Below are 24,591 nucleotides of genomic sequence, written 5' to 3'. Positions count from 1 at the left end.
AGGTCGGTGGCGGCGGCGGTGCGGGCCGCCAGGGCGGGGGCGGCGTCGCGTTCGGCCTCGCGGATGGCGGCGGCGACCCTGGCGGAGCGGTCGGCGGCGGCGCGGTGGCGCAGGACGGCTTCGGCTGCCTGCCAGGCGGCGTGCAGGGTGCGGGCCTCGACCAGCTCCTTGCGTCCGGCGGCGGCGCTCTTCTCGGCGGCGGTCAGGGCCAGCGAGGCGTGCCGGTAGGCCAGTTCGGCGGCGATCAGGGCGCGACGGCCGCGGGTGGTCTCGGCCTCGGTGACGGTGTGGGCGGCGGCGGTGACCCGTTCGGCCAGCTCGGCGGTGCGGCCGCGCTCCTCGGCGGCGCGGGCGGAGAGGCGGCGGGCGAGGGTGCGGGTGCGGCGTTCGGCGCCCGCGTGGATGTCGCGGGCTCGGGCTCGGGTGTCGGTGGCCTCGACGATCCGGCCGAGCAGGTCGACGGAGCCCGCGGTGAAGTCGCGTTCGGCGGTGAGCTCGGCGCGGCGGCCCAGCTTGTTGCCGAAGCCGCTGACGAGGTCGGCCAGGCCGTCGGTGTCGCGGGTGTCGGTGACGGCGCGGAGCAGCAGGTCGGTGAAGTCGGAGTCCTTCTTCACCGCGAACAGCCCGGCCGCCTCACCTTCGTCGGCGTTCATCTCGCGCTGGTAGCGGAAGAGTTCGGGGTCGAGTCCGAGGTCGCCGAGGTGCTCGTTCCAGCGGTCGTGGATCTCCTCCCAGTGCACGTCGAGGTGCTGGTAGAACTTGCCCGCGTCCATCAGGGCGTCGCGGAAGCCCTTCATGGTGCGGCGCCTGCCGCGCGCCCCGGAGACGCCTTCGGCGGGGCGGCCGACGGCGGAGGCCTCGGCGACGGGCAGGCTGTCGAGGCTGAGCCCGGGGCCGGGGCGGAACGAATACCAGGCCTCGGCGAACTTGCGCGGGTCATTGGAGACCTGCCGTCCCCGCCACTCGCTGACCTTGCCCACGACGACGCACTCGCCGGTGAGGGTGTGCTGCCACTCCAGGGCGACATGGCCGCAGTCGTCGGCGAGCAGGAACTTGCGCAGCACGCCGGAGCTGGCGCCGCCGAGGGTGTTGCGGTGGCCGGGGAGCATCACCGAGAAGATCAGCTTGAGCAGGACGGACTTGCCGCCGCCGTTCTCCAGGAAGAGGACGCCCGCGGGGGCGGGGCGGCGGGGCGGGCCGACCGGCTCGTCCTCGAAGAACTCCGCCTGGGCGGGGGCCGGGCTGGGGACGGGTGCGCCGACGCCGCGGAGGTCGAGGACGGTGTCGGCGTAGCGCGCACCGGCAGGTCCGATGGAATAGAGGCGGACCCGGGACAACTCGTACATGGCGGCGGACTCTCGTCGTTCGGTGAGCGGGGGTGGAGCTGGGCGGTGCGGCGGGGGCGGGTGGCGCGGGTCAGGAGTGGAAGGGCAGGCCCGCGTCGGCGGCCAGCTCCAGGTCGTCGGGGTCGGAGGGCGGCAGCAGGGTGGCGGAGCCGTCGGTGACGGGGACGACGCCGAGCTCCAGCAGTTCGGCCATGGCGGCGCTGCCCGCCATGTCGCGGACCTGGAGCTGATAGCGGGCGGTGGTGCGGTAGGCGCCGCCCGCGTCGTCCCCGGTGCGCTGGAGGAAGCCGGAGTCGGTGAGGAAGGCGACGGCCTTGCCGATGATGCCGGTGGTGGACCCGGCGAGCCTGCGGGCGTCCTTGGTCGCGCCGGTGGCGCTGCGGCGGGCGTAGATCCGCCAGCCCGCTTCGAGGCCGGGGGCGTCGGAGACCGGGTCGGTGTTGTCGCCCTGCTCCTCGGCGCGCTCCTCCAGCCGCCGGCAGGCCTGGCGTACGAAGGCGTCGACGCCGTTGACCGTGATGCGGCCGATGTAGGCGTCGTCCGCGAGGTCCTCGGGGCGGGGGAAGGCCAGGGCGGCGACGGCTAGATGGGCGAGGCCGTGCAGGAAGCGGTCGGCGGCGTCGGAGGAGGCGCGGCGGGCGTAGTCGCCCATGCGGACGGCGAAGACGGAGTCCTCGGCGGCGGTCACGGCCATCCCGGCACGCGGGGAGACCTCCAGGACGATGAGGCCGAGACCGGTGGCCACGGCGTCGGCGAGCCGGGCGAAGGCGCCCTCCTCCCGGTAGCGGCGGAGCAGGTCGGCGTACTCGGCATCGCGGGCGGGCAGCAGCTTGGGCTGGAGCCCGAAGGAGACCAGGCGGGCGGCGCCGGCGGCGTCGGCCGGGGTGACGGGTGTCTGGCCCGTGGGCTCGGCTCCGTGCGGGTGCGCGGGGTCGCCCGCGTACGAGGCGGAGGGACCGGCGTGGGCGGCCGCGGGACCGGTGTACGACGAGGAGGAACCGGTGTACGGGGAGGAGGAACCGGCGTGCGCGGCGGTGTCGGTCCACGCCTCGGGGTGCTCGGCCTCGTGGTCGCTCACGGCTGGGGCTCCTCGGTACGGAAAGGGTGCGGGTGCGGGGACGGTGGAGAAAGGTGCGGGCAAGGTGCGGGGCCGGTCATGACGCCTCCTTGCGGTCGGCGGCCATCCCGACCGCGTCCAGCAGGGCGGTGCCGACTATCAGGTCGGCGCCGCCGAACTCCGGGTCGTCCAGCTCGGTGCCGTCGTCGACGGCGAACAGCAGGCGCCGCTCGCCCTGGCGGTAGGCGGTGCCGACCGGGGGGCTGGCGGCGTGGACGGCGAGGAGGGCGACCAGGTAGGGCAGGTCGGCGTCGCCGCCGCGGCGGGCTTCCGCGAGCAGTCCGGAGAGGCGGCGTGGGGCGTCGTGCTCCAGGTCGAGGAGGGTCATCGCGCGGGCGAGCTGCTCCTCGCTGAAGCGGCTGTCGTCCGGGGTGGCGATCAGATCGGGCTCGGGCATCTCCGCGCCCAGGTGCTCGCGCTCCAGCGGCGGGCTGAGGAGCATCTCGACCAGGTCACCGACCCGGACGGAGGCGGGGGTGCGCAGTCCGGTGCCGTGGGCGAAGAAGGCGTCGGTGGCCCGGGAGGACTGCTCGACGGGGAGCGGGAGGAGCGGGGCGAGGAGCTGACCGTACAGATCGAGGCCCGCGTGGGCGGTGGGGGGCGCGAACGCCTGGCGGTCCTGTTCCGCGCGGAACAGGGGGCCCGCCTCCAGAAGACGGGACTGGAGCTGGGTGTGGCGGCGGATGCAGTCCTTGACGATGTCGACGAGCTCGGCGGCCCGGCGCTTGTGCTCGGGGTCCTCGGCCTCGTCTCGCGCCTTACGGATGTTGGTGAGGATCGCGTTCTCGTGGCGATAGCGGTCGGCCACGTGGTCCAGGGCCTCGGCGATCATGTCCGGGACGGTGTGGAGCCAGTCGACGGCGCGGACGTTGCGCCGGGTGGCCTCCAGGGTGCGGCGCAGGGTCTCGGCGTACTGCACGGTGCGGTAGCGGGCCTGTTCGGCGGCGAGTTGGGCATCGGCGAGGCGGCCCCGGCTGATCAGGACCTCCAGCTTGACCTCGGCGGCGATCTGGGCGCTGGTGACATCGGTGTCCAACGCGCCGACCAGGACGTTCACCGCTTCGTCGGTGGCGCGGAGGTAGACCGTGCCGCCGTAGCCCGGGACCTCCTCGATCAGCTTGAAGTCGTAGTCCCTGCGGACGTAGACGCCGTCGGGGCCGAAGGTGCCGTAGACCGCGCGGAAACCGCGGTCGACGCTGCCGACGTTGATCAGGTTCTCCAGAACCCAGCGGGCGACCCGTTCGTGCTCGGCGACGGGCCGGTCCGGTGCCTGGGCGCCGACGCGGGGCAGCAGCCTGGCCACTATCTGGTCGTGGTCGGCCCCGGTGTCGAAGTCCATGTTGAGCGTGACGTGGTCGATCGCGGCGAGGGCGACCTCCGCCATGGCGTAGACCGTGTACTCACCGGCCAGATTCGCCTTGCGCACGTCGAGGTCGTGCAGCGGCGCCGTGCATGCGAGCGCGCGCAGCCGCCGCGAGAGCCCCTCGTCGGCGGCCGGGCCCGGGGCGGGCCGCGGCCCCGCGCTGAGCTGCGGCGCAGCGGTGTCCGTGTTGGCAGGCGATGTCACGTGGGACAGATTAGGTCCTCGCACTGACAACGGTCGAAACGGCGCTAATGCGACCGGCTCCGGGCAGCGGTCCGGCCCGCCGCGGGCCCGTATCCGCCGCCGCCCGGCGTGCGCACCACGAGCACGTCTCCGGCCTCCATTTCGGCGGTGTCGCAGCCCTCCAGCGGGACCCTTTCGCCGCTCGCCCGCTCGATGTGCTGGCTGCCGAGCGCCCCGGGTTCCCCGCCGCCCGCTCCGTACGGCGGGACCCGGCGGTGTCCGGAGAGCAGCGCCACGGTGACGGGCTCCAGAAAGCGGATGCGGCGCTCGACCCCGTGCCCGCCGTGCCACCGCCCCGCTCCCCCGCTGTCCTCCCGGACCGCGAAGGACTCCAGGCGGACCGGCAGCCGCCACTCCAGGATCTCGGGGTCGGTGAGCCGGGAGTTGGTCATATGCGTCTGTACGGCATCGGCGCCGTCGAAGCCGTCGCCCGCTCCGGAGCCGCTGGCCACCGTCTCGTAGTACTGGACGTGATCGTTGCCGAAGGTGAGGTTGTTCATGGTGCCGGAGCCCTCGGCCTGTCCGCCGATCGCTCCGTAGAGGGCTCCGGTGACGGCCTGGGAGGTCTCCACGTTGCCCGCCACGGTCGCCGCCGGGTAGGAGGGGTCGAGCATCGAGCCGGGCGGAATGGTCACCTCCAGGGGCTTGAGGCAGCCGCTGTTGAGCGGGATGTCCTCGCCGACGAGGGTGCGGAAGACATAGAGGACGGCGGCCATCACGACCGAGCGGGGGGCGTTGGCGTTGCCGGGCTGCTGGGGCGAGGTCCCGGCGAAGTCGAGGCGGGCGCCGCGCGCGTCCCGGTCCACGCTCAGCCGTACCTGGATCACGGCCCCGCTGTCCGTCTCGTAGCGGCAGGCTCCGTCGTGCAGCCGGGCGACGATACGGCGTACGGACTCCTCCGCGTTGTCCTGGACATGGCCCATGTAGGCGTCCACGACGTCCGCCCCGAACTGGTCGGTCATGCGCCGCAGCTCGGCGATGCCCTTCTCGTTGGCGGCGATCTGGGCGCGCAGGTCGGCGAGGTTGGTGTCCGGGTTGCGGGAGGGGTGCGGGGCGGAGGTGAGCAGTTCGCGGGTCTCGGCCTCGCGCAGACGGCCGTCGCGGACGAGGAGCCAGTTGTCGAAGAGCACGCCCTCCTCGTGGATCGTCCGGCTGAAGGCGGGCATGGAGCCGGGGGTGATGCCGCCGATCTCGGCGTGGTGGCCGCGCGAGGCGACCAGGAAGCGCAGCCTGCGACCGTGGTCCCCGTCGGGAGCCCGCTGCCCGTCTCCCTCGTCGAACACGGGCGTCACCACGGTGACATCGGGCAGGTGGGTGCCCCCGTGGTACGGGTCGTTGACGGCGTAGACGTCGCCGCGCCGCAGGGTGCCCTCGTTGCGCCGCAGGACCTCCTTGATGGACTCGCCCATCGAGCCGAGGTGCACCGGGATGTGCGGCGCGTTGGCGATCAGGTTGCCCTCGGCGTCGAACAGGGCGCAGGAGAAGTCGAGACGCTCCTTGATGTTGACGGAGTGGGCGGTGTTCTGCAGGCGGACGCCCATCTGCTCGGCAATCGACATGAAGAGGTTGTTGAAGACCTCCAGCATCACCGGGTCGACCCGAGTACCGACGGCGGTGCGTTCGGGGCGGGGGCGGCTCCGGGTGAGGACGAGGTGTCCGGTGGCGCGTGCTTCGGCCTGCCAGCCGGGGTCGACGACCGTGGTGGCGTCGTCCTCGGCGACGACGGCGGGGCCGCTGACGGTGTCGGCGGTGCGCAGGTCCGTCCAGCGGTACAGGGGCGTCTGCCGCCACTCACCGCCGGCGTACACGGGCACGGTGTCCGCCGGGCGCGGCGAGGCGTCGCGGGGACCGGTGTCGGCCGGGAGGGCCGGTGTGTCGCGCGGCCCGGGGTCCGTGGCGGCTCCGGGCTTGGGCTCGTCCGCGGCCCCGGAGCCGGCGGCCGCCCCCGTCGCCTCCACCGACACCGTCTCCACCACCACCGGCTTGTCCATCGTGAAGCCGAACCGGGCGCGGTGGGCCACGCCGAACTCCTCCGCCATGGCCGCCGCCGTGCCCAGGGCCACGTCGAGCGCCGCGTCCGTGCCCGCGTACCGCAGCAGCACCCGGGCCCGCGTGGTGATCGCGGAGTCCGGCACTCCGTCGGCGCGCAGCGCCTCGCGGGTGCGGTCGGCCAGCTCCGCGCAGAGCCGTTCCACGTGCTCCCGGGCGGCTTCGCCGAGCTCCTCCTCCACCGATTGTTCGCGCATCGCGGTGGCGTCGGCCAGGCCGATGCCGTACGCGGAGAGGACCCCGGCGAACGGGGGGACGAGGACGGTGTCGATGCCCAGGGCGTCGGCGACCGCGCACACGTGCTGGCCGCCCGCGCCGCCGAAGCCGGTCAGCGCGTAGCGGGTGATGTCGTGACCGCGCTGTACGGAGATCTTCTTGACGGCGTTGGCCATGTTGAGCACGGCGATCTCCAGGAAGCCCGCCGCCACCTCCGCCTCGTCCGGTCGCCGTCCTGTGGCGCGCCCCACCTCGTCGGCCAGCGCCCCGAATCGTTCACGCACCAGGTCGGCGTCGAGCGGAAGGCCGCCGTCCGGACCGAAGACCGCGGGGAAGTGACCGGGCTGGACACGGCCGAGCATCACGTTGGCGTCGGTCACGGTGAGCGGGCCGCCCCGGCGGTAGCAGGCGGGGCCGGGATCGGCTCCGGCCGAGTCGGGGCCGACGCGGTAGCGGCTGCCGTCGAAGTGGAGTACGGAGCCGCCGCCCGCCGCGACGGTGTGGATGCTCATCATCGGGGCGCGCATCCGGACCCCGGCCACCTCGGTGCCCAGCTCCCGTTCGAACGCGCCGGCGTAGTGGGACACATCGGTGGAGGTGCCGCCCATGTCGAACCCGATGACCCGGTCGTACCCGGCCCGCTGCGACGTACGGACCATGCCGACGACGCCGCCGGCCGGTCCGGAGAGGACGGCGTCCTTGCCGCGGAACCGGGCGGCCTCGCGCAGACCGCCGTTGGACTGGAGGAACATCAGCCGGATGCCGTCGAGTCGGGCGGCGACCTCGTCGACGTACCGGCGCAGGACGGGTGAGAGGTAGGCGTCCACCACGGTGGTGTCGCCACGCGGGACGAGCCTGATGAGGGGGCTGACCTCGTGGGAGGTGCTCACCTGCGTGAACCCGGCCTCGCGGGCGGCCTCGGCGAGGGCCTGTTCGTGGGCGGGGTGGCGGTAGCCGTGCATCAGGACGACGGCGGCGCTGCGCAGACCGTCGGCGTACGCGGTGCGCAACCGCTGTCGTACGGGGTCGAGTTCGAGGGGCCGCACGGTGTGCCCCTCGGCGTCGATGCGTTCCGGGACCTCGATCACCCGCTCGTGGACGGCCTCCGGCAGGACGATGTGCCGGTCGAAGAGCCGGGGGCGGTTCTGGTACGCGATCCGCAGCGCGTCCCGGAAGCCTTCGGTGATCAGCAGGACGGTCGGCTCGCCGCGCCGCTCCAGCAGGGCGTTGGTGGCGACGGTGGTGCCCATCCGGACGGCGGCGACCCGGTCTGCGGGCACCGGTTCACCGGGCTCCAGGCCGAGCAGGAGGCGGATTCCGGCGACGGCCGCGTCGTCGTAGCGTTCCGGGTCGTGGGAGAGGAGCTTGCGGGTGACCAGGTGGCCGTCGGGGCGGCGGCCCACCACATCGGTGAACGTGCCGCCCCGGTCGATCCAGAACTCCCAGCGTCCGGTCATGGCGCCATTCTGTGCCCGTGGGCAGGAGACCGCAGGCACGGAAGGCGTTCGCCGGCACCCACGCCCGCGGGCGTGGGTGCGTTCCCGGTGTCAGACCGCTGGTGCGTCCGGCCCGATGCGGCTGCGTACCGCCGTCTGGACCTCGGCCTCCTCGGCCGGGTCGGCGGCGAGGCGGCGCAGCCGTTCGGCGACGCGGATGTCTCCGGTCTCGGCGTGGAGGGCGGCCACTTCGCGGGTGGTCTCCTCGCAGTCCCAGAGGCACTCCACAGCGAACCCGGTCGCGAAGGACGGATCGGTGGCGGCCAGGGCGCGGGCGGCCCGGCCCCGCAGGTGCGAGGAGGACGTCTCGCGGTAGACGTGGCGCAGTACGGGGGCGGCGCAGGCGATGCCGAGGCGTCCGGCGCCGTCGACGAGGGTCCAGAGCCTGGGGGCGTCGGGGCCGTCGCCTCGTACGGCCTCCCGCAGGGCGCCGAGGACTTGGGGAGCGTCCTGGGCGGTGCCGCGGCAGGCGAGGACTCCGGCGGCACTGGAGCCGAGGGCGTCGGGCCTGCGGGCCCAGCGCCGGGCGCGCTCCACGGCGGCGTCGCAGGTCATCCGCTCGAAGGCGGCGATGGCCGCGTCGGCGACGGTCCGGGCGGGGCTGATCGCGGCGGCCTCGATGAGGTCGAGGACGGCGGGGTCGCCCGCCTCCGCGAGGTAGTGCAGGGCGGCGCAGCGGGCGCCTTCGGGGCCGCTGTCGGCGGCTTCGACGATCAGGTGCAGGTCGTCGGGTCCGGCGACGGCGGAGAGACAGCGGGCTGCGGGGACGTGCAGTTCGCTGCCGCGTTCCAGGGCCTGCTGGGCCCAGTCGAAGACGGCCTGGACGCTCCAGCCGGGGCGGGGACCCCCGGGACGCATCTGCCGCTGCCATCGGTCGAAGGAGCCCTGTTCGGTGGCGGCCCGGACCCGGGCGCCGACCTCGTCGCGGGGGTCGTCGGCCCACAGCCGCCAGGGCCGCGGCTCGAAGGAGTCCCGTACGGCGACGGCGAGGTCGGCGGCGCCCTGCTCGGTGGCCGGGAAGCGGCCGAGGACGGGAGCCGCGAGGGAGCGCAGGCCCGCGTCGTCGTCGCGCAGGGCGAGCTCGTCCAGGGCCCAGGCCCAGTTGGCTCCGGTCGCGGCGTAGCGGCGGAGCAGGGCCAGGGCGTCGTCGCGTCCGTAGGAGGCGAGGTGGCCGAGGACGGAGAGCGCGAGCCCGGTGCGGGAGTCGTCGGTGTCGGCGTGGTCGTCGGGATCGGCGAGGTGCCGCTCGATCTCCTCGATGCCGCCGTCGAGGTCGAGGTAGAGACGGGCGTAGTAGAGGGAGCGGTTCTCCACCTGCCAGTCGTGACGGGGGTCGCTCACGACGCAGTGGTTGAGAGCCGCGAGGGCCTCGGGGCGCGGTGCGGCGAGCGCGTGGAGCGTGCCGTCGCCGCGGCCTCTCTGCAACAGGCCGAGCAGGGTGCCGCTCGGCGCTATGAACGGATCGAACATGGAAGAAAGCCTCACATCAAGCTGTCGACGCAACCGGAACTGTGCAGGGCCCCGTGCCTCCCGGCACGAGGGGGTGTCCGGGGGACACCGCTACGCCGCGCAGCAACATGATCGGCCGACCGCCGTCTTCCGCCTGGTGTAGAGCATCTTCCTCTGCCTCTCGTCGGTGGCCCTGAGCGGGCCCGCGACGTCATGATGACCCAGCCATTTCGCCACCGCGACCACATTTACGACGGACCGGTCAGCGGACCTCTCGGCGGACACGCCCGCGGGCGGGGCCGCCGGCGCCTCAGCGGGCACCGAAGCGTTCCACCAGCTCGGACTTGCCGAACATCCGGGCCGTCTCCAGCGCGGACGGGGTCCCGGCCGCGGGGTCGGCGCCCGCGGTGAGCAGGGCGTCGATGACGGTGGGCTCGCCCTTGAAGACCGCTCCGGCCAGCGGGGTCTGGCCGCGGTCGTTGGCCCGGTCCGGGTCGGCGCCGCGGGCGACGAGGGCGGTGACCGCCCCGGCGTGCCCGTGGTAGGCGGCGAGCATCAGCAGCGTGTCGCCCCGGTCGTTGGTGAGGTTGGCGGGGACGCCTGCGTCGACGTACGCGAGGAGCGCCTCGGTCTCGCCGGTGCGGGCGAGGTCGAAGACCTTGGTCGCCAGCTCGACCACCTCGGGATCGGGGGTTTCGCTCATCGGACGGGACCGCCTTCCTTGACTGCTGCGGCGGCTTTCACTGCCGCGTTGACCTGGTGGGGAGTACGACAGGGCCGTACGAGTGAATCGACAGGGTACTGCTCCCGGGGCGACATGACCCGGCCCGGATGCGGCAAGGGATCACCGCGGATGTCTCCTGCCCGGCACGGACCCGGCGATACCGCTCTGCGGGGACCGACTTCTATGGGCCAGTCAAGTGAAAGCGCAGGATATTCACTCGATTGCACCTTTTGTCGTATAGATACTTCCCGTGATCCTGGAAGGACTCATGGTGACTGTCCCCTTCAACCAGGAGAGAACCGCTCATGATCCTTTCCATCTCGGGCGTGGTACTGCTCGCCATCATCGTCTTCCTGTTCTTCAAGAAGGACGGGCTCAAGGCATCCCACGCCATCGTCTGCGCCCTGTTCGGCTTCTACCTGGCCGGCACCGCCATCGCCCCGAGCATCACCGCGGGCGGGGCGAGCCTCGCCGGGCTGCTGGGCGGGATCAAGTTCTGACGCTCCGCAACCGCTCCCACCCCTTCAGGAGACCGACGTGGCCCGGCGACCACTCCCCCGCATTCTGAGCAGCGGCAGCGCTTCGATCACTCGCAGCAGAGAGATCGCGCGCACGGCCGCCGACAACGCCACCGACGTGCTCCACCCGCTGATCACGGTCGTCCGCGGTCTGCGGCTGCTGGCCGTGTCCGGGCGGCAGAAGTGGGCCGCGACCCCCAAGGAACGGCGTGGTCCCAAGCTGTTCCTCGCCGCGGCCTGCGTGCTGGTGGTGGCGCTCATCCCGTACGGGCCGATCCTGGCTCTCATCGCGGTGATGGGCGCCGCCGCCTGGAAGGGGCGGGAGCGGGTCCCCGTGAAGACCGGCCCGGACGAGGCGGAGACCGCCCGCCTGCGCGCCCTCTACGAGGCGCTCGTGCCGTACTTCTCGGTGCCGGAGGACCCCAGTCCGCTGTTCGCCCACGGCGGCGACTGGGAGAAGGCCTTCGAGGGCTACGCCTTCGACGAGGACGGGCGGATCACCCGCCTCCAGGTCTCCTACCCCGCGTACTTCACCGACGGCGAGGCCGCCGCCCGGACCCGGATCGAGCAGGTGCTCCACGCCAAGTCGGGCCGGGGCCGCGAGTACCGCTTCAGCTGGGACGAGGAGGCCAACCGCCTCGTCATGACCGTGCTGGACGCGCTCCCCACCTCGATCGTCGCCCAGCGCTTCGTCACCGCACCCGGCGAGACGGTCCTCGGGTTCACCGACCCGGACGCGGTCTCGCGTACGGTCCCGGTGCGCGACGGCGACACGACGGTGGACGCCTCCCCCGTCGTCTGGCGGACCGGCTGCCGTTCCACCGAACCGCATCTGCTGGCCGTCGGGCAGCCCGGCGGCGGCACCACGACCCTGGTCCGCTCGATCGCCCTCCAGGCCCTCCAGCACGGCGACGTCCTGCTCGTCGACGGCAGCGGGACCGGTGAGTACGGCGCGCTGGCCGGGCGCACCGGTGTGCTCGCCGTGGAGTCCGGGCTCAGCGGGGCGCTGGCCACGCTGGAGTGGGCGGCGCACGAGACGGAACGGCGTCTGATCACCGCCAACCTGGCCCGCCAGACCGGCCACCCGGCGCCGGACGACATCCGGCGACCGCTGTGGATCCTGCTGGACCGCCCCAGCGTCCTCGGCCATCTCGCGGCGGCCGACGGCAGGCCTGACCCGCAGGACCTGCTCCGGATCCCACTGCGGCACGGGCGGGCGGTCCAGGTCGTCGTCGTCCTGGCCGAGCAGTTCGACGCACTGGACGGCCTCACCGAGACCGTACGGACGCACACCCGCGCCCGGGCGGTCCTCGGCCCGGCCTCCCCCGAGCAGATCGCCGCCGTCCTGGGTGCCGGGCCGAACACCACACCGCCGCCCGAGGTCCCCGCGGGCCGCGGCTACGCCCGCCTGGGCACCGGCCCGGTCCTGCGGCTCCAGGTCCCGGCGACGCCCGACCCGTACGACGACGCCACCAGCGACGCGCACCGGCAGGCGGTCCTCGACCTGCTGCCCGACCGGCCCGTCCCGATGGAGGCCACGCCCGCCGACGAGGGTCCGGCGACGGAGCAGGTGCCCGTGGCCGTGGAGGCGGCCGTCGCCGAGGCCAGGCCGTCCGAACCGCTCGCGAAGGCACGGTCGGCGGGCGCCGAGAGCTGAACCGAACGCACCTGACGGGGGCTTGCCGGCCGGGCCGGATCAGGCCCGGCACCAGGGCGCGCGAGCCCGGCCTCACCTGCGAGACACCCCCCAGGGCGGGGAGCGGATCACCAGGTCCGCTCCCCGCCCTCGGTCGTGCCGCCCGTTCCTCAGGCCACGAAGCTGCGCGGGGCATCGGCGCCCACGCCCGCACCGGAGCGGACCAGCTCCACGGCCGCCGCCAGCCGCACGGCCGCCTCGTCGGCCACCGGCCCGGCCACCGTGAACGGCAGGCGTACATAACCCTCGAAGGCACCGTCGACCCCGAACCGGGGGCCCGAAGGCACCCGGACACCGACCCGTTCGCCCGCCACGGCCAGCCGCGACCCGGAGAGGCCGCCGGTGCGCACCCACAGGGTCAGGCCGCCGCGCGGCACCGTGAACTCCCAGTCCGGCAGCTCCCGGCGGACCGCGGCGACCAGCGCGTCGCGGTTCTCCCGCGCCTGGCTCCGCCGGACGTCGACGGCCTGCTCCCAGCCGCCCGTGCCCATGAGCCAGTTGATCGCGAGCTGTTCCAGGACCGGGGTGCCCATGTCGGCGTAGGCGCGGGCCGCGACCAGGCTGCGGATGACGTCGGGAGCGGCCCGCACCCAGCCGATCCGCATCCCGGCCCAGAACGCCTTGCTGGCCGAGCCGACGGTGAGCACCGTGCTGCCCGCCGGGTCGAAGGCGCAGACCCGGCGGGGCATGTCCAGGTCCGGGTCCAGGAGGAGTTCGTTCATCGTCTCGTCGACGACCAGGACCGTGCCGGCGGACCGGGCGGCGTCCACCAGCTCCCGGCGCTGCTGCTCGTCGGCGAGCGCACCGGTCGGGTTGTGGAAGTCGGCCACCACATAGGCGAGCCGGGGGGCCGCGTCGCGCAGCACCTGGCGCCAGCGGTTCATGTCCCAGCCCGCAAGGCCGTCCCCCATCGCGACGGGGACGAGGCGGGCGCCGGCCTCGCGCATCAGCTGGAGGATGTTGGCGTACGAGGGGGACTCGACCGCGATCCGTTCGCCCCGGCCCGCGAAGAGGTGACAGATGGCGTCGATGGCGCCCATCGCGCCGGTGGTGACCATGATCTGTTCCGGCATGGTCGGGATGCCGAGCGCGGTGTAGCGGTCGGCGATCATCTGCCGCAGCGCGGGCAGCCCGGCCGGATAGTCGCCGTGCGTATGGGCGTACGGCGGAAGCTCCTCCAGCGCCCCCTGGACCGCGCGGGTCAGCCAGGGCTCGGGGGCGGGCAGGGCCGCACAGCCCAGGTCGATCATCGAGCCGAGCGACTCCGGGGGCAGCGGTTCGAGGCCGCGGGCGGGCAGCGGGTTGCCGGCCGGGACGGCGGTCCAGCTGCCCGCGCCGCGCCGCGACTCCAGGAACCCTTCGGCGCGCAGGGCCTCGTAGGCGGCGGCGACGGTGGTACGGCTGACGGAGAGGGCGAGGGCCAGCTCGCGTTCGGCGGGCAGCCGGGCGGCGACCGGGACCCGGCCCTCCAGCACGAGGAGCCGTACGCCGTCGGCGAGCGCACGGTAGGCGGGCGGTTTCCGTCCGCCCGGCCCGGTGGGCCGGGGCTGCTGGGACTGGAGCTGCCGGGCGAGCTGAGCCGCCCCCACGGTCGAAGTCCACTGCGCCATCGAAATCAGTCCACCTTCCTCGAATTGGCCATAGTTGGCGGCCTGCCCCCTGCCACAGAGTGCCATGAAGCAGTCCACCACCACCACATCAGGGGGCACAACATGGCCAGGACCACCGGCCGGAGCACGACCCGGCTCACCCGGCGGCTGGTCCAGCTGTACGTCGGGCTGGCGCTGTACGGGGCGAGTTCGGCGCTCCTGGTGCGGGCCGGGCTCGGCCTGGAGCCGTGGGGCGTGCTCCATCAGGGACTCGCGGAGCTGACCGGCGGATCGATCGGCGTGGTCTCGATCGTCGTCGGCGCGGTCGTCCTGCTGCTGTGGATCCCGCTGCGCCAGCGCCCGGGGCTCGGCACGGTATCCAACGTGTTCGTCGTCGGTCTGGCCATGGACGGGACGCTCGCCCTGGTCGGCGAGCTCGACGGTCTCGCTCTCCGCGTCCCCGTGATGGTCCTGGGGGTGGTGCTGAACGGGGCGGCGACCGGGCTCTACATCAGCGCCCGGTTCGGTCCGGGGCCGCGCGACGGGCTGATGACCGGGCTGCACCAGGTCACCGGCCGCTCCATCCGGCTGGTCCGTACGGCGATCGAGGTGGCCGTCGTGGTGACCGGCTTCGCGCTGGGCGGCTCGCTGGGAGCGGGCACGGTGCTGTACGCCCTGGCGATCGGCCCGTCGGCCCAGTTCTTCCTGCGGATGTTCGCCCTCCCCGCACCCGCCGGTTCCGGCCCCGTTGCCGCCCCGGCACCCGGGCAGGCCATACTGCCGCAGTGAACCCGAGCCGCCACCCCTATCTGGACCACCCGGCGCCGATCGCCTTCGCCCATCGCGGCGGGGCGGCGGACGGTGTGGAGAACACCGCGACCGCCTTCCGCAGGGCGGCCGCCGCGGGCTACCGCTACTTCGAAACCGATGTGCACACCACGGCGGACGGCCGGCTGGTCGCCTTCCACGACGCGACGCTCGACCGGGTCACCGACGCGCGGGGGCGGATCTCCGCGCTGCCCTGGAGCGAGGTGCGCCGGGCCCGGGTCGGGGGCAGCGAACCGCTCCCGCTCTTCGAGGAGCTGCTGGAGGAGTTCCCCCAGGCCCGCTGGAACGTGGACCTCAAGGCGGAATCCGCGCTGGAGCCGCTCCTCGCCCTGATCCGCCGGACCGATACCTGGGACCGGGTCTGCGTCGGCTCGTTCTCGGAGGCCCGGGTGGCCCGCGCGCACCGCCTGGCGGGCCCGCGCCTGGCCACCTCGTACGGGGTGCGCGGCGTCCTGGGGCTGCGCCTGCGCTCACTGGGCCTTCCGGCGGCGCTGCGCGCGGGCGCGGTCTGCGCCCAGGTCCCGGAGCGGCAGAGCGGCATCCCGGTGGTCGACGCCCGTTTCGTGCGTACGGCGCACGCGCTCGGGCTTCAGGTGCACGTGTGGACGGTGAACGAGCCGGAGCGGATGGCGGCGCTCCTGGACCTCGGCGTGGATGGCATCATGACCGATCACATCGAGACGCTGCGTACGGTGCTGAGCGAGCGGGGGGTCTGGTCCTGACGCCCGGTCCGTCCGCGTCCACAGGGGACGATCGAGGGAGCGCGGATTGAGCACCGGGACCACAGGACGGGCAGATCCGGCCGGGCCGCCGCCGCGCGACGGGTCCGCGACGGCCCGCAGGCGCGAACAGCACGGCTGGTACTTCTACGACTTCGCCTGTTCCGTCTACTCCACCAGCGTGGTGACCGTCTTCCTCGGTCCGTACCTGACGTCGATCGCCAAGGCCGCGGCCGATCCCGACGGCTACGTGCACCCTCTGGGCATACCCGTGCGCGCGGGCTCGCTGTTCGCGTACTCCGTCTCGGCCTCCATCGTGGTGGCCGTGCTCCTGATGCCGATCGTGGGCGCGGCCGCGGACCGTACGGGGCGCAAGAAGCCGTTGCTGGCGGTGGCCGCCTACACGGGGGCCGCGGCGACGGCCGGGATGTTCTTCCTGGACGGCCACCGCTATCTGCTGGGCGCGTTCCTGCTGATCGTGGCGAACGCGTCGATCTCCGTGTCGATGGTCCTGTACAACGCCTACCTGCCGCAGATCGCCGAGCCCGAGGAGCGCGACGCGGTCTCCTCGCGCGGCTGGGCCTTCGGCTACACCTCGGGCGCCCTGGTCCTCGTGCTGAACCTGATCCTGTACACCGGCCACGAGTCCTTCGGGCTCGCGGAGTCGGACGCGGTGCGGATCTGCCTCGCCTCGGCCGGTGTGTGGTGGGGCGCGTTCACACTCGTACCGCTGCGGCGGCTGCGGGACCGCCGGGTCCCGCCGGGCGGCGAGGGGGCGGTCGGCTCCGGCTGGAAGCAGCTGAGGGCGACCCTGCGCGACATGCGGCGCCACCCGCTGACGCTGTCCTTCCTACTCGCCTATCTCGTCTACAACGACGGCATCCAGACGGTGATCTCGCAGGCCTCCCTGTACGGCTCCGAGGAACTGGGCCTCGACCAGACGACGCTGATCATCGCCGTCCTGCTGGTGCAGATCCTGGCGGTGGCCGGGGCGCTCGGGATGGGACGACTCGCCCGGACGTACGGCGCCAAGCGGACGATTCTGGGGTCCCTGGTCATCTGGACGGCGATCCTGGTCTGTGCCTATCTCCTGCCCGCCGACGCGCCCGTCTTCTTCTTCGTTCTCGCGGCGGCCATCGGCCTGGTGCTGGGCGGCAGCCAGGCGCTCTCACGGTCGCTGTTCTCGCATCTGGTACCGCGCGGCAAGGAGGCCGAGTACTTCTCCGCGTACGAGATGAGCGACCGGGGACTGAGCTGGCTGGGCCCCCTGGTGTTCGGTCTGGCGTACCAGCTGACGGGCAGCTACCGGGAGGCGATCATCTCGCTGATCGTGTTCTTCGCCCTCGGTGCGGTGCTGCTCGCACGGGTCCCGGTGAGGCGTGCGGTGGAGGCCGCGGGCAATCCCGTACCGGAACGGATTTAGACGTTGAAGTCAAAGGCCGGTAGTGTACGCCTTTGGCCTGCCCGGAGGACCGTTACTGCGAGTGAAAGCAGCTCGACCGGTGGGTGACAAAATCCACCAGAGGTGACAAACCGGGCATGGGCGGGTACTCAACCCAGATAAAGCAGCGGCACGACGGGCGACGCATGACCGGCAACGGGAATCTTTACCGCCGACCGGACGTTGACCGGATGACGACGACAGCGACATTTTGTCCTGTGGGCGACAAGCCCGGGAGGCACGATTCATGAGTGAGCGAGCTCTCCGCGGCACGCGACTTGTGGTTACCAGCTACGAGACGGACCGCGGCATCGATCTGGCCCCGCGCCAGGCGGTGGAGTACGCATGCCAGAACGGACATCGATTCGAGATGCCGTTCTCGGTGGAGGCGGAAATTCCGCCGGAGTGGGAGTGCAAGGCGTGCGGCGCCCAGGCACTCCTGGTGGACGGGGACGGCCCCGAAGAGAAGAAGGGCAAGCCTGCGCGTACGCACTGGGACATGCTCATGGAGCGGCGCACCCGCGAGGAGCTGGAGGAGGTGCTGGCCGAGAGGCTGGCGGTTCTGCGCTCCGGAGCCATGAACATCGCCGTGCACCCGCGGGACAGCAGGAAGTCTGCCTGACCGCGTAACACCGCACAGCAGTACAGCGACACAGCAGTGAAGCACCAAGAGCCGCGGGCCGTGACACAGATCGTGTGTCACGGCCCGCGGCTCTTGTGCGTGGACTGTGCGGCCCGCGGCTCTTGTGCGTGCCGTCGGCCGGAGCGCCTCAGGGCGTGAGCGGCGGGCGGGGGTCCTGGGGGTCCTCGTCGGGGCGGGAAGGGGCCTGGGCGCCGTCCTCGCGGATGACCTCGCCCGGGACGACCTTGCCGTCCGGCCGGTACATCCTCGCCTGCTGGAAGGCGTCCGAGAGGCTGCCCGGCTGGGCGGCCCGCATCCGGCGTTCCAGGGAGCGTTCCGCGTACCGCCCGATCATGGTGCGCACCGGCGGCACGAGCAGAAGCAGTCCGGCCGCGTCCGAGACCAGGCCGGGGATGAGGAGCAGCAGCCCGCCCAGCATCAGCAGGCCGTTGCCCTTGGTGCCCTTGCCGCCCGCTGAGGCGATCGGCGGGGCGTCGGTCGCGCCGGGCTGTCCCGGCATCTGCTGGAGGGTCTCGGTGAGATTCTTGAAGGCCCGCCGACCGGCGGCCTTGATGACCGCGGCGCCGAGCACGGCCCCGGCCACCAGGATCAGCAGGACGGTGAGGCCGCCCGCGGCCGATGCGACCACGGTGAGCAGCCAGATCTCCAGCACCAGCCAGGCGGCGAGGGCCAGCGGCAGGAATCTGCGGGCGCGCGAGCGCCTGGGACGGGTCGGGGGCGGAGTGCCGGTCGTCATGTCCCCAGTGTGCCCGTAGCGGCGGGGAAACGGGACAAGGGGGTGATCATGAACCGTGCCCGGCCCGCCGACGAGAGCCGGTCAGGGGTTCTTGCGGCCCAGAATCCTGTCCGCACGGGAGGTGATGCCCCAGCCGGTGACCCGCCACAGCGCCTCGACGAGGATGTCCTTGCTCATCTTCGAGTCGCCGACCTCGCGGTCCACGAAGGTGATGGGGACCTCGACCACGTGGTAGCCCGCCTCGATGGAGCGGCGGGCCAGATCCACCTGGAAGCAGTAGCCCTGGGAGGCGACCTGGTCGAGACCGAGGCCCTGGAGGGTCTCGGTGCGGAAGGCGCGGTAGCCGCCGGTGACGTCGCGGACCGAGAGGCCGAGGGCGAGACGGGAGTAGAGGCTGCCGCCCCGGGAGATCACCTCACGGCTCTTGGGCCAGTTCACCACCCGGCCGCCGGGCACCCAGCGCGATCCGAGGACCAGGTCGGCGCCCTTGAGCGCGGTGAGCAGCCGGGGCAGCTCCTCGGGCTGGTGGGAGCCGTCGGCGTCCATCTCGACGAGCACGCCGTAGCCGTGCTCGGAGCCCCAGGCGAAGCCCGCGAGGTAGGCGGCGCCGAGCCCTTCCTTGCCCTTGCGGTGCAGGACGTGCACCTGGTCATCGGTCGCGGCGATCTCGTCGGCCGCCTTGCCGGTGCCGTCGGGGCTGTTGTCGTCGGCCACCAGGATGTCGGCATCCGGGACGGCGGTGCGCACCCGGTCGACGATCGGCCTGATGTTCTCGACCTCGTTGTAGGTCGGGATGATCACCAGAACCTTGCCGAGCGGGCCGAACTGCCTCTGACCGCCGTCGTTCACTACTGCCCCTTAGAGTCCGTACACAGAGGGACACCATATCCAGCACATCGCCCCGTGGGACTCGCACCCACCGGCGGTCGGCGGATCGGGGCCCGGCGTCCTTCGGGCCGGCCTGGGACCCGCTGGCTGCGGGTCGACCGAATGCCGTTGTCTACTGAACGTCCGGGCCCCACCCGGGTCCCACCCTCCGTCCGGCTGAAACCTTCCCTCGCCCCCGAGGCGCGGGCGCTGAACCTGGCTGTCGGCGGTGGTGCGCCGGTGCGGCACACCACCTCATGACCCAGCGGCGTTCGACGACTGCGTGAAGTCCAACCGGCCGGACATCCTGTGGTGGACCCGGCCGAACCTACCGGCCCCTGGGCGCTTTCTGTCAACAGCCGTTCGACCTGCGACTTCTGACCAAACTGCCTGGTCAGTGCCGAGTGCGCCGCGGCGGCGGTGCGGCCCGGCGGCCATCGATCGGCGGTACGAAATGTCCCGACGTCACTCGTTCGGTCGCACGTAGACCGTTTGTCCGAGGACCACCGTGCGCAGACAGACCGGGAGCTGCGCCCCGGGCGTGAGATCCGGCAGGCCCGGCGTGCCGGACCGGGGGTCGGTGGACCACCGGGCGACCCGGTCGTCGGGGGCCTGGACCAGCAGGTCGGCGGCGCGCCAGACGGCGTAGTCGGCCGGCGCCCCGGGCACCAGGAGCCCCGCGTCGTCCCGCCCCACGGCACGCCAGCCGCCCCGGGTGTGGGCGGTGAATCCGGCGCGGACCGAGATGCGGTGCTCCGGGGTGCGGTGGTGGGCGGCGGCCCGGACGGTCCCCCAGGGGTCCAGCGGGGTGACCGGGCTGTCGGAGCCGAAGGCGAGCGGCACTCCCGCGCGCAGCAGCGCGGCATACGGGTTGAGGGTGGCGGCCCGCTCCGCACCCAGGCGCTCGGCGTACATGCCCTCCGGTCCGCCCCAGGCGGCGTCGAAGGCGGGCTGGACGGAGGCGGTGAGGCCGAGCTCGGCGAAGGCGGCGACGGTTTCAGGGGTGAGCATCTCGGCGTGCTCGACCCGGTGGCGGGCGGCCCGGACGCGGGCGAGGCCCAGCGTTTCGGCGGCGGCCCTGACCCCGGCGACGACGGCGAAGAGCGCGGCGTCACCGATGGCGTGGAAGCCCGCCTGGAGGCCCGCCTCCGTGCAGGCGGTGACATGGGCGGCGATCCGGGCCGCGTCCAGGTGGCCGGTGCCGGTGGTGTGCGGGTGGTCGGCGTACGGCTCGTGCAGGCAGGCGGTGTGCGAGCCGAGCGAGCCGTCCACGAAGAGGTCACCCGCCGCACCGATCGCCCCGAGCTCCCGGATGCGCCGGGCGCTCTTCTCGTCGGCGATCTCCTCGGCCCAGAGGCCGAGGACCCGCGGTCCCGGCCGCTCGGCGGCGAGTGCGAGGAGGGAGGTGAAGTCCTCCTCGTCGGAGATGTCGGGCCCGGCGCACTCGTGCACGGTGCCGATACCGAGGGAGGCCGCGTGGTCGAGAGCGGCGCGCTGGGCGGCGGCCCGCTGCCGCGGGGTGACCGCGCCGTGGGCGGCGGCCCGTACGGCGTGGTGGGCGTCGCCGGTGAGCGGCGCGTCCGGGTGATAGCCGGTCATCGCGGTGACGCCGGGGACCAGGTCGAGGAGGGCGGTGGTGACGACGGCGGAGTGCACGTCGATCCGCGGCAGGTACAGCGCCCGCCCGCCCGCCGCCTCGTCCAGCTCGGCGCGCGAGGGGTGACGCCGCTCCGGCCAGCGCGCGGCGTCCCAGCCGTGGCCGAGCAGGACGTCTCCGGCGGCGCGGCCGTTCGCGAACGCGCGGACGAGGCCGAGGGCCTCGGAGAGCGTACGGGCGCCGGAGAGGTCGAGCCCCGTCAGCGCGAGGCCGGTCGCGGTGGTGTGCACATGGGCGTCGGTGAACGCCGGGGTGACCAGGGCCCCTTCGAGGTCGACCACCTCGTCCACGCCGCTCGCGAAGGCGTCGGCGGCCCCTTCGGATCCCACCCAGGCGACATGTCCGCGTTCGACGACCATCGCGGTGGCGAAGGGGTCGGCGGGGCTGTGGACGTCGCCGCCGCGCAGCAGCACGGTGCGGTGTTCGGGGGCGCTCTGGGGGGCGGTGCTCTCGCTCATGGGACCAGTCTCGCGCCTGCGGGCCGCCGCCCTGTCCGCGGCCCCCTCGGAGCGCGCGAACGGGGGCTCTCAGATGCTCGGGGGCCGGGCCTCGTACGGGGTGGAAAGGACGACGGTGGTCCGGGTGGACACGCCGGCGAGCGAGCGGATGCGGGTGAGCAGGTGCTCCAGCTCCAGCGGGGTCGCCACGCGCACCTTGAGGATGTAGTTCTCGTCCCCGGCGACGCTGTGACAGGCCTCCAGCTCCGGCACCCCGGCGAGCCGTTCGGCGATGTCGTCGGGGGCGCTCGGGTCGAACGGCTTCACCGAGATGAACGCGGTGAGGGGCAGCCCGACGGCCTCGGGGTCGACGACCGCGGCGTAGCCGCGGATCACCCCGCGCTGCTCCAGCCGGCGGACGCGCTGATGAACCGCCGAGGTGGACAGGCCCGTGGCCTTGCCCAGGTCGGTGTAGCTCATCCGCCCGTCCTTGACGAGCAACTCCACAATCTGACGGTCCAGCTCCTCCATGCGGATCAACCTATGGCCCCGGGCGCCTGTCAGCACAGTCGCGCGGGGTCACGGATCGGCACCTGCGGGCAGCATGTGACGAATGCCACAGGTTTACGGGTCGGTAGCGGGCCGCCTCACGGTTATCGGCCACGCACGGCGGGAAGTGCTTGCTGTGGTCGAGGCCGTGCGCCTTGTCGGCCCACCCGAGGGGGGAATTCCCATGCAGAGCCTGAAGCTCACCGGACGTACCGAACCGGAGCCTGTCGATCCGGAGCCTGTCGATCAGGACGAGGACGGTACCGCCGACGTGTACGACATGTTCGAGATGGTCCGGGTGGTCTGCCCGGACTGCGCCCAGCCGATCGCGCTGCTGGCCGACGAGGATGTTCTGCCGGAGCACGCCCGCTGCCCCACGCCGTGGAACCCGTTCGTCCTGACCGTCTGCGCCGGGACCGGCCGCGGTGCGGCGGAGGCCCGACCCGCGGACGAGACGCTGGAGCTCCAGGAGCAGGAGACGGGGCTGCTGCTGACGCTCCCCCAGGGCCTGGACTGGCGGATGCAGCCCTTCTCGCACGCCGGAGGACCCGGCTCCCGCCCGCTGCGCGTGCCGCGGATGCGGCGCGAGGCCGCCTGATCCGGGCGCCCGGGCCCGTCCGCCTCGCGTCGCGGTCCCGGGCGCCCGCCCCGTACGGCGGGCCGCCGCGCCCGGTACGTACGCCTTCGCACGTCACGGACCTCGTACGCGTGCCGGAGCATGTCTCCCGGGCCCCCGGCGAACGGGCTCTCGAATCGGCCGGGCAGTGACTCCGGCGCGCCCCGGCGCGTTGGCCGCGTATGACCACGCTGCATTCAACAGCCGGAACGGGTCGTCGGCGTCTAGCCGCACCCGCCGCCGAAGAATCGGTTCCGCAGCCGGGTACGCACGCCCCGCAGCCGGGCGCTGCGACCGACCGGCAGCCGGTGCCGCACCCCACTCCGCACGCCGCACCCCCGCCCGCACCCGCACCCGCACCTCAGCCTGTGGCGCGGCCGGTGACCGGCGACCGCGCCTACGCCGGCGCCCCCGACCGGCCGTTGCCCCGTTCGACCGGGACCTCGGGCATGAGCTCGCCCGCCGATCCACCGATCTACAGCGCACTGCTGCGGTACTGGGAGAGCACCGGCCGGACCCTGCCGGGCCGCCGCGACCCGGAGTGGAACCAGGCCGCGGCGCTGCCCGTCCGGTCCGACCGGCCGCTGCGGTTCAGCGGGTCTCAGGACCCGCGAGGTGGCGCGCGATGACCATGCGCTGGATCTGATTGGTGCCCTCCACGATCTGGAGCACCTTCGCCTCGCGCATCAGCCGCTCGACCGGGAAGTCGAGCGTGTAGCCGTATCCGCCGAGGACCTGGACGGCGTCGGTGGTGACCCGCATGGCCGCGTCCGTGCAGAACAGCTTCGCCATGGCCGCCTGCCGCGAGAAGGGCTGCCCCGCGTCGCGCAGCCGTGCCGCCTCCAGGTAGAGCGCCCGGCCCGCCTCGATCTGGGTGGCCATGTCGGCGAGCATGAACCGCAGCCCCTGGAAGTCCGCGATGGGGCGGCCGAACTGTCGCCGGTCGGTGGCGTACCGGACGGCCTCGTCCAGGGCGGCCTGGGCAACCCCGATCGCGCAGGCCGCGATGCCGAGGCGGCCGGAGTCGAGTGCGGACAGGGCGATGGCGAAGCCCTGGCCCTCCTCGCCGATGCGGCGGTCGTCGCCGACCCGTACGCCGTCGAAGTTGAGCTGGGCGGTGGGCGAGCCCTTCATGCCCATCTTCTTCTCGGGGAGGGCCGCGTTCAGGCCCTCCGCGTCGCCGGGGACGAGGAAGGCCGTGATGCCACGGGGGCCGTCGACGCCGGTCCGGGCCAGCACGGTACAGAAGTCGGCGACGCCGCCGTGCGTGATCCAGGCCTTGGTCCCGGTGATGACCCAGTCGTTCCCGTCCCGTACCGCCCTGGTGCGCAGGGATGCGGCGTCGGAGCCGGAGGCGGGCTCGGACAGGCAGTACGCCCCGAGCAGGCCGCCGGAGAGCATGGCCGGGAGGTGCGCGGCGCGCTGCTCGTCGGTGCCGTATCCGGCGAGCGCGTGGCAGGAGAGGGAGTGGACGCTGACGCCGAGGCCCACCGTGAGCCGGGCGGCGGCCAGCTCCTCCAGGACCTGGAGGTAGACCTCGTAGGGCTGGTCGCCGCCGCCGAGGGCGGAGTCGTACGGAAGTCCGAGGAGTCCGGCCTCGGAGAGGAGGGTGAAGACCTCGCGCGGGAAGACGCCCGCTTCCTCTTCCTCGGCCGCCCGGGGAGCGATCTCCTTCGAAACGATGTCGCGGACGAGCGCGACGAGCTGCCGGGACTCCTCGGTGGGCAGACGGCGTTCCACCGGCTGCGGGGCACGGTCGGACATGACGGCGCTCTCCTCCCTGTCGGGCGTTGCGGCGGTCGCGCACTCGGGGTGGGAGAGGCGCCGCCGGGTGATCTCCCGGACGGACCCGGGAAAAGCAGACTGCTCAGCCGATCCTGCCCTCCCGGGTCACGGGGGGCGCGGGACAGCGGCTGTGGCGGGTTGAGTATGCCCGATCGGGTGCTTTCCGTCACGGGGTAACGGCCGGTCAACAGCTGGTCGGAGGGCTGGAGCGGCCGTTCGGTGATCGCCGGGTCGGCCCGGACCATTGACCCGACTGGTCTAGTCCTTCTACGGTTCCACCGAACACATTGCCGCGTGCATGCCATACCGGGCGCCGTCGCCCGGAGTTCGACCCGCACCCCCACGCACCAGCCCTCCCCGCGAGGGGCCACGATGACCGGACCGAACCGTTCCCGCGCCCGGCTCCGGGCGCTCGCCGCGGCCGCCTGCACAGCGGCCCTCGGCGCCACCCTGCTCGGCGCCGCGGGCATGTCCCCGGCCGGCGCCGCCCCCGCCGCACAGCCGGCC

General features: G+C 73.2%; 19 protein-coding genes and 1 pseudogene. 8 read left to right on the top strand and 12 right to left on the bottom strand.

The features are described from left to right. The 6 genes and pseudogenes from CIB93_RS33540 to CIB93_RS33510 all read right to left on the bottom strand — a co-directional run. Window positions 1–1,346, bottom strand: a pseudogene (locus CIB93_RS33540) (hypothetical protein); the annotation flags it as partial. 70 nt (window positions 1,347–1,416) lie between these two features. Next, complete coding sequence (locus tag CIB93_RS33535) at window positions 1,417–2,424, bottom strand: hypothetical protein (protein WP_096632429.1); 1,008 nt, start codon at window positions 2,422–2,424, stop codon at window positions 1,417–1,419. A gap of 76 nt (window positions 2,425–2,500) precedes the next feature. Continuing rightward, window positions 2,501–4,030, bottom strand: a complete 1,530-nt coding sequence (locus CIB93_RS33530) for a hypothetical protein (RefSeq protein ID WP_096632427.1) — start codon at window positions 4,028–4,030, stop codon at window positions 2,501–2,503. Window positions 4,031–4,074: 44 nt separating this feature from the next. Further along, on the bottom strand, window positions 4,075–7,791 hold the full coding sequence (locus tag CIB93_RS33525) for a hydantoinase B/oxoprolinase family protein (RefSeq protein ID WP_096632426.1): 3,717 nt from the start codon (window positions 7,789–7,791) through the stop codon (window positions 4,075–4,077). Window positions 7,792–7,881: 90 nt separating this feature from the next. Next, window positions 7,882–9,300, bottom strand: coding sequence for a hypothetical protein (locus CIB93_RS33520; RefSeq protein WP_096632424.1), 1,419 nt, complete (start codon window positions 9,298–9,300; stop codon window positions 7,882–7,884). A 289-nt stretch (window positions 9,301–9,589) separates the two neighbouring features. Further along, window positions 9,590–9,982: an ankyrin repeat domain-containing protein gene (locus CIB93_RS33510; protein WP_096632421.1), complete on the bottom strand. Its 393-nt coding sequence runs from the start codon at window positions 9,980–9,982 to the stop codon at window positions 9,590–9,592. 326 nt (window positions 9,983–10,308) lie between these two features. Here CIB93_RS33510 and CIB93_RS33505 point away from each other — a divergent pair, with 326 nt between their 5' ends. Together CIB93_RS33505 and CIB93_RS33500 are read left to right on the top strand one after the other, a co-directional pair. Further along, window positions 10,309–10,503, top strand: a complete 195-nt coding sequence (locus CIB93_RS33505) for a hypothetical protein (RefSeq protein ID WP_006123109.1) — start codon at window positions 10,309–10,311, stop codon at window positions 10,501–10,503. Between the two features lie 37 nt (window positions 10,504–10,540). Further along, window positions 10,541–12,178 carry a hypothetical protein gene (locus CIB93_RS33500; RefSeq protein ID WP_096632420.1) on the top strand — a complete coding sequence of 546 codons (1,638 nt, stop codon included), beginning with the start codon at window positions 10,541–10,543 and terminating at the stop codon, window positions 12,176–12,178. Between the two features lie 149 nt (window positions 12,179–12,327). Here the strand turns inward: CIB93_RS33500 and CIB93_RS33495 are convergent, their stop codons facing one another. Then, window positions 12,328–13,827, bottom strand: a complete 1,500-nt coding sequence (locus CIB93_RS33495; protein WP_096632418.1) for a PLP-dependent aminotransferase family protein — start codon at window positions 13,825–13,827, stop codon at window positions 12,328–12,330. A gap of 102 nt (window positions 13,828–13,929) precedes the next feature. On the opposite strand from CIB93_RS33495, the gene CIB93_RS33490 reads away from it, so the two are divergent. The 4 genes from CIB93_RS33490 to CIB93_RS33475 all read left to right on the top strand — a co-directional run bounded on the left by CIB93_RS33490 (window position 13,930) and on the right by CIB93_RS33475 (window position 17,416). Further along, window positions 13,930–14,595, top strand: a complete 666-nt coding sequence (locus tag CIB93_RS33490) for a YitT family protein (protein WP_096632417.1) — start codon at window positions 13,930–13,932, stop codon at window positions 14,593–14,595. Next, window positions 14,592–15,356, top strand: coding sequence for a glycerophosphodiester phosphodiesterase family protein (locus CIB93_RS33485; protein WP_096632415.1), 765 nt, complete (start codon window positions 14,592–14,594; stop codon window positions 15,354–15,356). The genes CIB93_RS33490 and CIB93_RS33485 overlap by 4 nt, the downstream gene beginning before the upstream one ends. Window positions 15,357–15,402: 46 nt before the next feature. Then, a complete protein-coding gene (locus tag CIB93_RS33480; protein ID WP_096632414.1) occupies window positions 15,403–16,776 on the top strand; it encodes an MFS transporter in 1,374 nt (457 codons plus the stop codon). 265 nt (window positions 16,777–17,041) lie between these two features. After that, entirely contained in the window at window positions 17,042–17,416 is a 375-nt protein-coding gene (locus tag CIB93_RS33475; RefSeq protein ID WP_003959706.1) for an RNA polymerase-binding protein RbpA, read from the top strand. Between the two features lie 148 nt (window positions 17,417–17,564). On the opposite strand, the gene fxsA is transcribed toward CIB93_RS33475, so the two are convergent. The 4 genes from fxsA to CIB93_RS33455 all read right to left on the bottom strand — a co-directional run bounded on the left by fxsA (window position 17,565) and on the right by CIB93_RS33455 (window position 21,665). Then, complete coding sequence (gene fxsA, locus CIB93_RS33470) at window positions 17,565–18,173, bottom strand: FxsA family membrane protein (protein ID WP_096632412.1); 609 nt, start codon at window positions 18,171–18,173, stop codon at window positions 17,565–17,567. A gap of 81 nt (window positions 18,174–18,254) precedes the next feature. Further along, window positions 18,255–19,022: a polyprenol monophosphomannose synthase gene (locus tag CIB93_RS33465; protein WP_096632411.1), complete on the bottom strand. Its 768-nt coding sequence runs from the start codon at window positions 19,020–19,022 to the stop codon at window positions 18,255–18,257. Window positions 19,023–19,505: 483 nt separating this feature from the next. Then, the gene (locus CIB93_RS33460; protein WP_096632409.1) at window positions 19,506–21,155 is read right to left on the bottom strand and encodes an amidohydrolase; all 1,650 of its coding nucleotides are present in this window, start codon (window positions 21,153–21,155) and stop codon (window positions 19,506–19,508) included. A gap of 69 nt (window positions 21,156–21,224) precedes the next feature. After that, complete coding sequence (locus CIB93_RS33455; RefSeq protein WP_096632408.1) at window positions 21,225–21,665, bottom strand: Lrp/AsnC family transcriptional regulator; 441 nt, start codon at window positions 21,663–21,665, stop codon at window positions 21,225–21,227. Window positions 21,666–21,867: 202 nt separating this feature from the next. On the opposite strand from CIB93_RS33455, the gene CIB93_RS33450 reads away from it, so the two are divergent. Together CIB93_RS33450 and CIB93_RS33445 are read left to right on the top strand one after the other, a co-directional pair. Continuing rightward, on the top strand, window positions 21,868–22,281 hold the full coding sequence (locus CIB93_RS33450; RefSeq protein WP_096632406.1) for a hypothetical protein: 414 nt from the start codon (window positions 21,868–21,870) through the stop codon (window positions 22,279–22,281). A gap of 398 nt (window positions 22,282–22,679) precedes the next feature. Beyond that, window positions 22,680–22,928 (top strand): hypothetical protein, encoded by a 249-nt coding sequence (locus tag CIB93_RS33445; protein ID WP_257002481.1) that lies wholly within the window; start codon window positions 22,680–22,682, stop codon window positions 22,926–22,928. Here CIB93_RS33445 and CIB93_RS33440 read toward each other — a convergent pair. After that, on the bottom strand, window positions 22,891–24,063 hold the full coding sequence (locus tag CIB93_RS33440; RefSeq protein WP_096632405.1) for an acyl-CoA dehydrogenase family protein: 1,173 nt from the start codon (window positions 24,061–24,063) through the stop codon (window positions 22,891–22,893). The two genes, CIB93_RS33445 and CIB93_RS33440, sit on opposite strands and share 38 nt — an antisense overlap. Window positions 24,064–24,591 lie beyond the last annotated feature (528 nt).

Origin of the sequence: Streptomyces sp. WZ.A104, from assembly GCF_002382885.1 — a bacterium.
In the GTDB taxonomy this organism is placed as follows: Bacteria; Actinomycetota; Actinomycetes; order Streptomycetales; family Streptomycetaceae; genus Streptomyces.
Note: the sequence above shows the minus strand (reverse complement) of the source record. Positions and strands in the feature narration are given on the sequence as shown.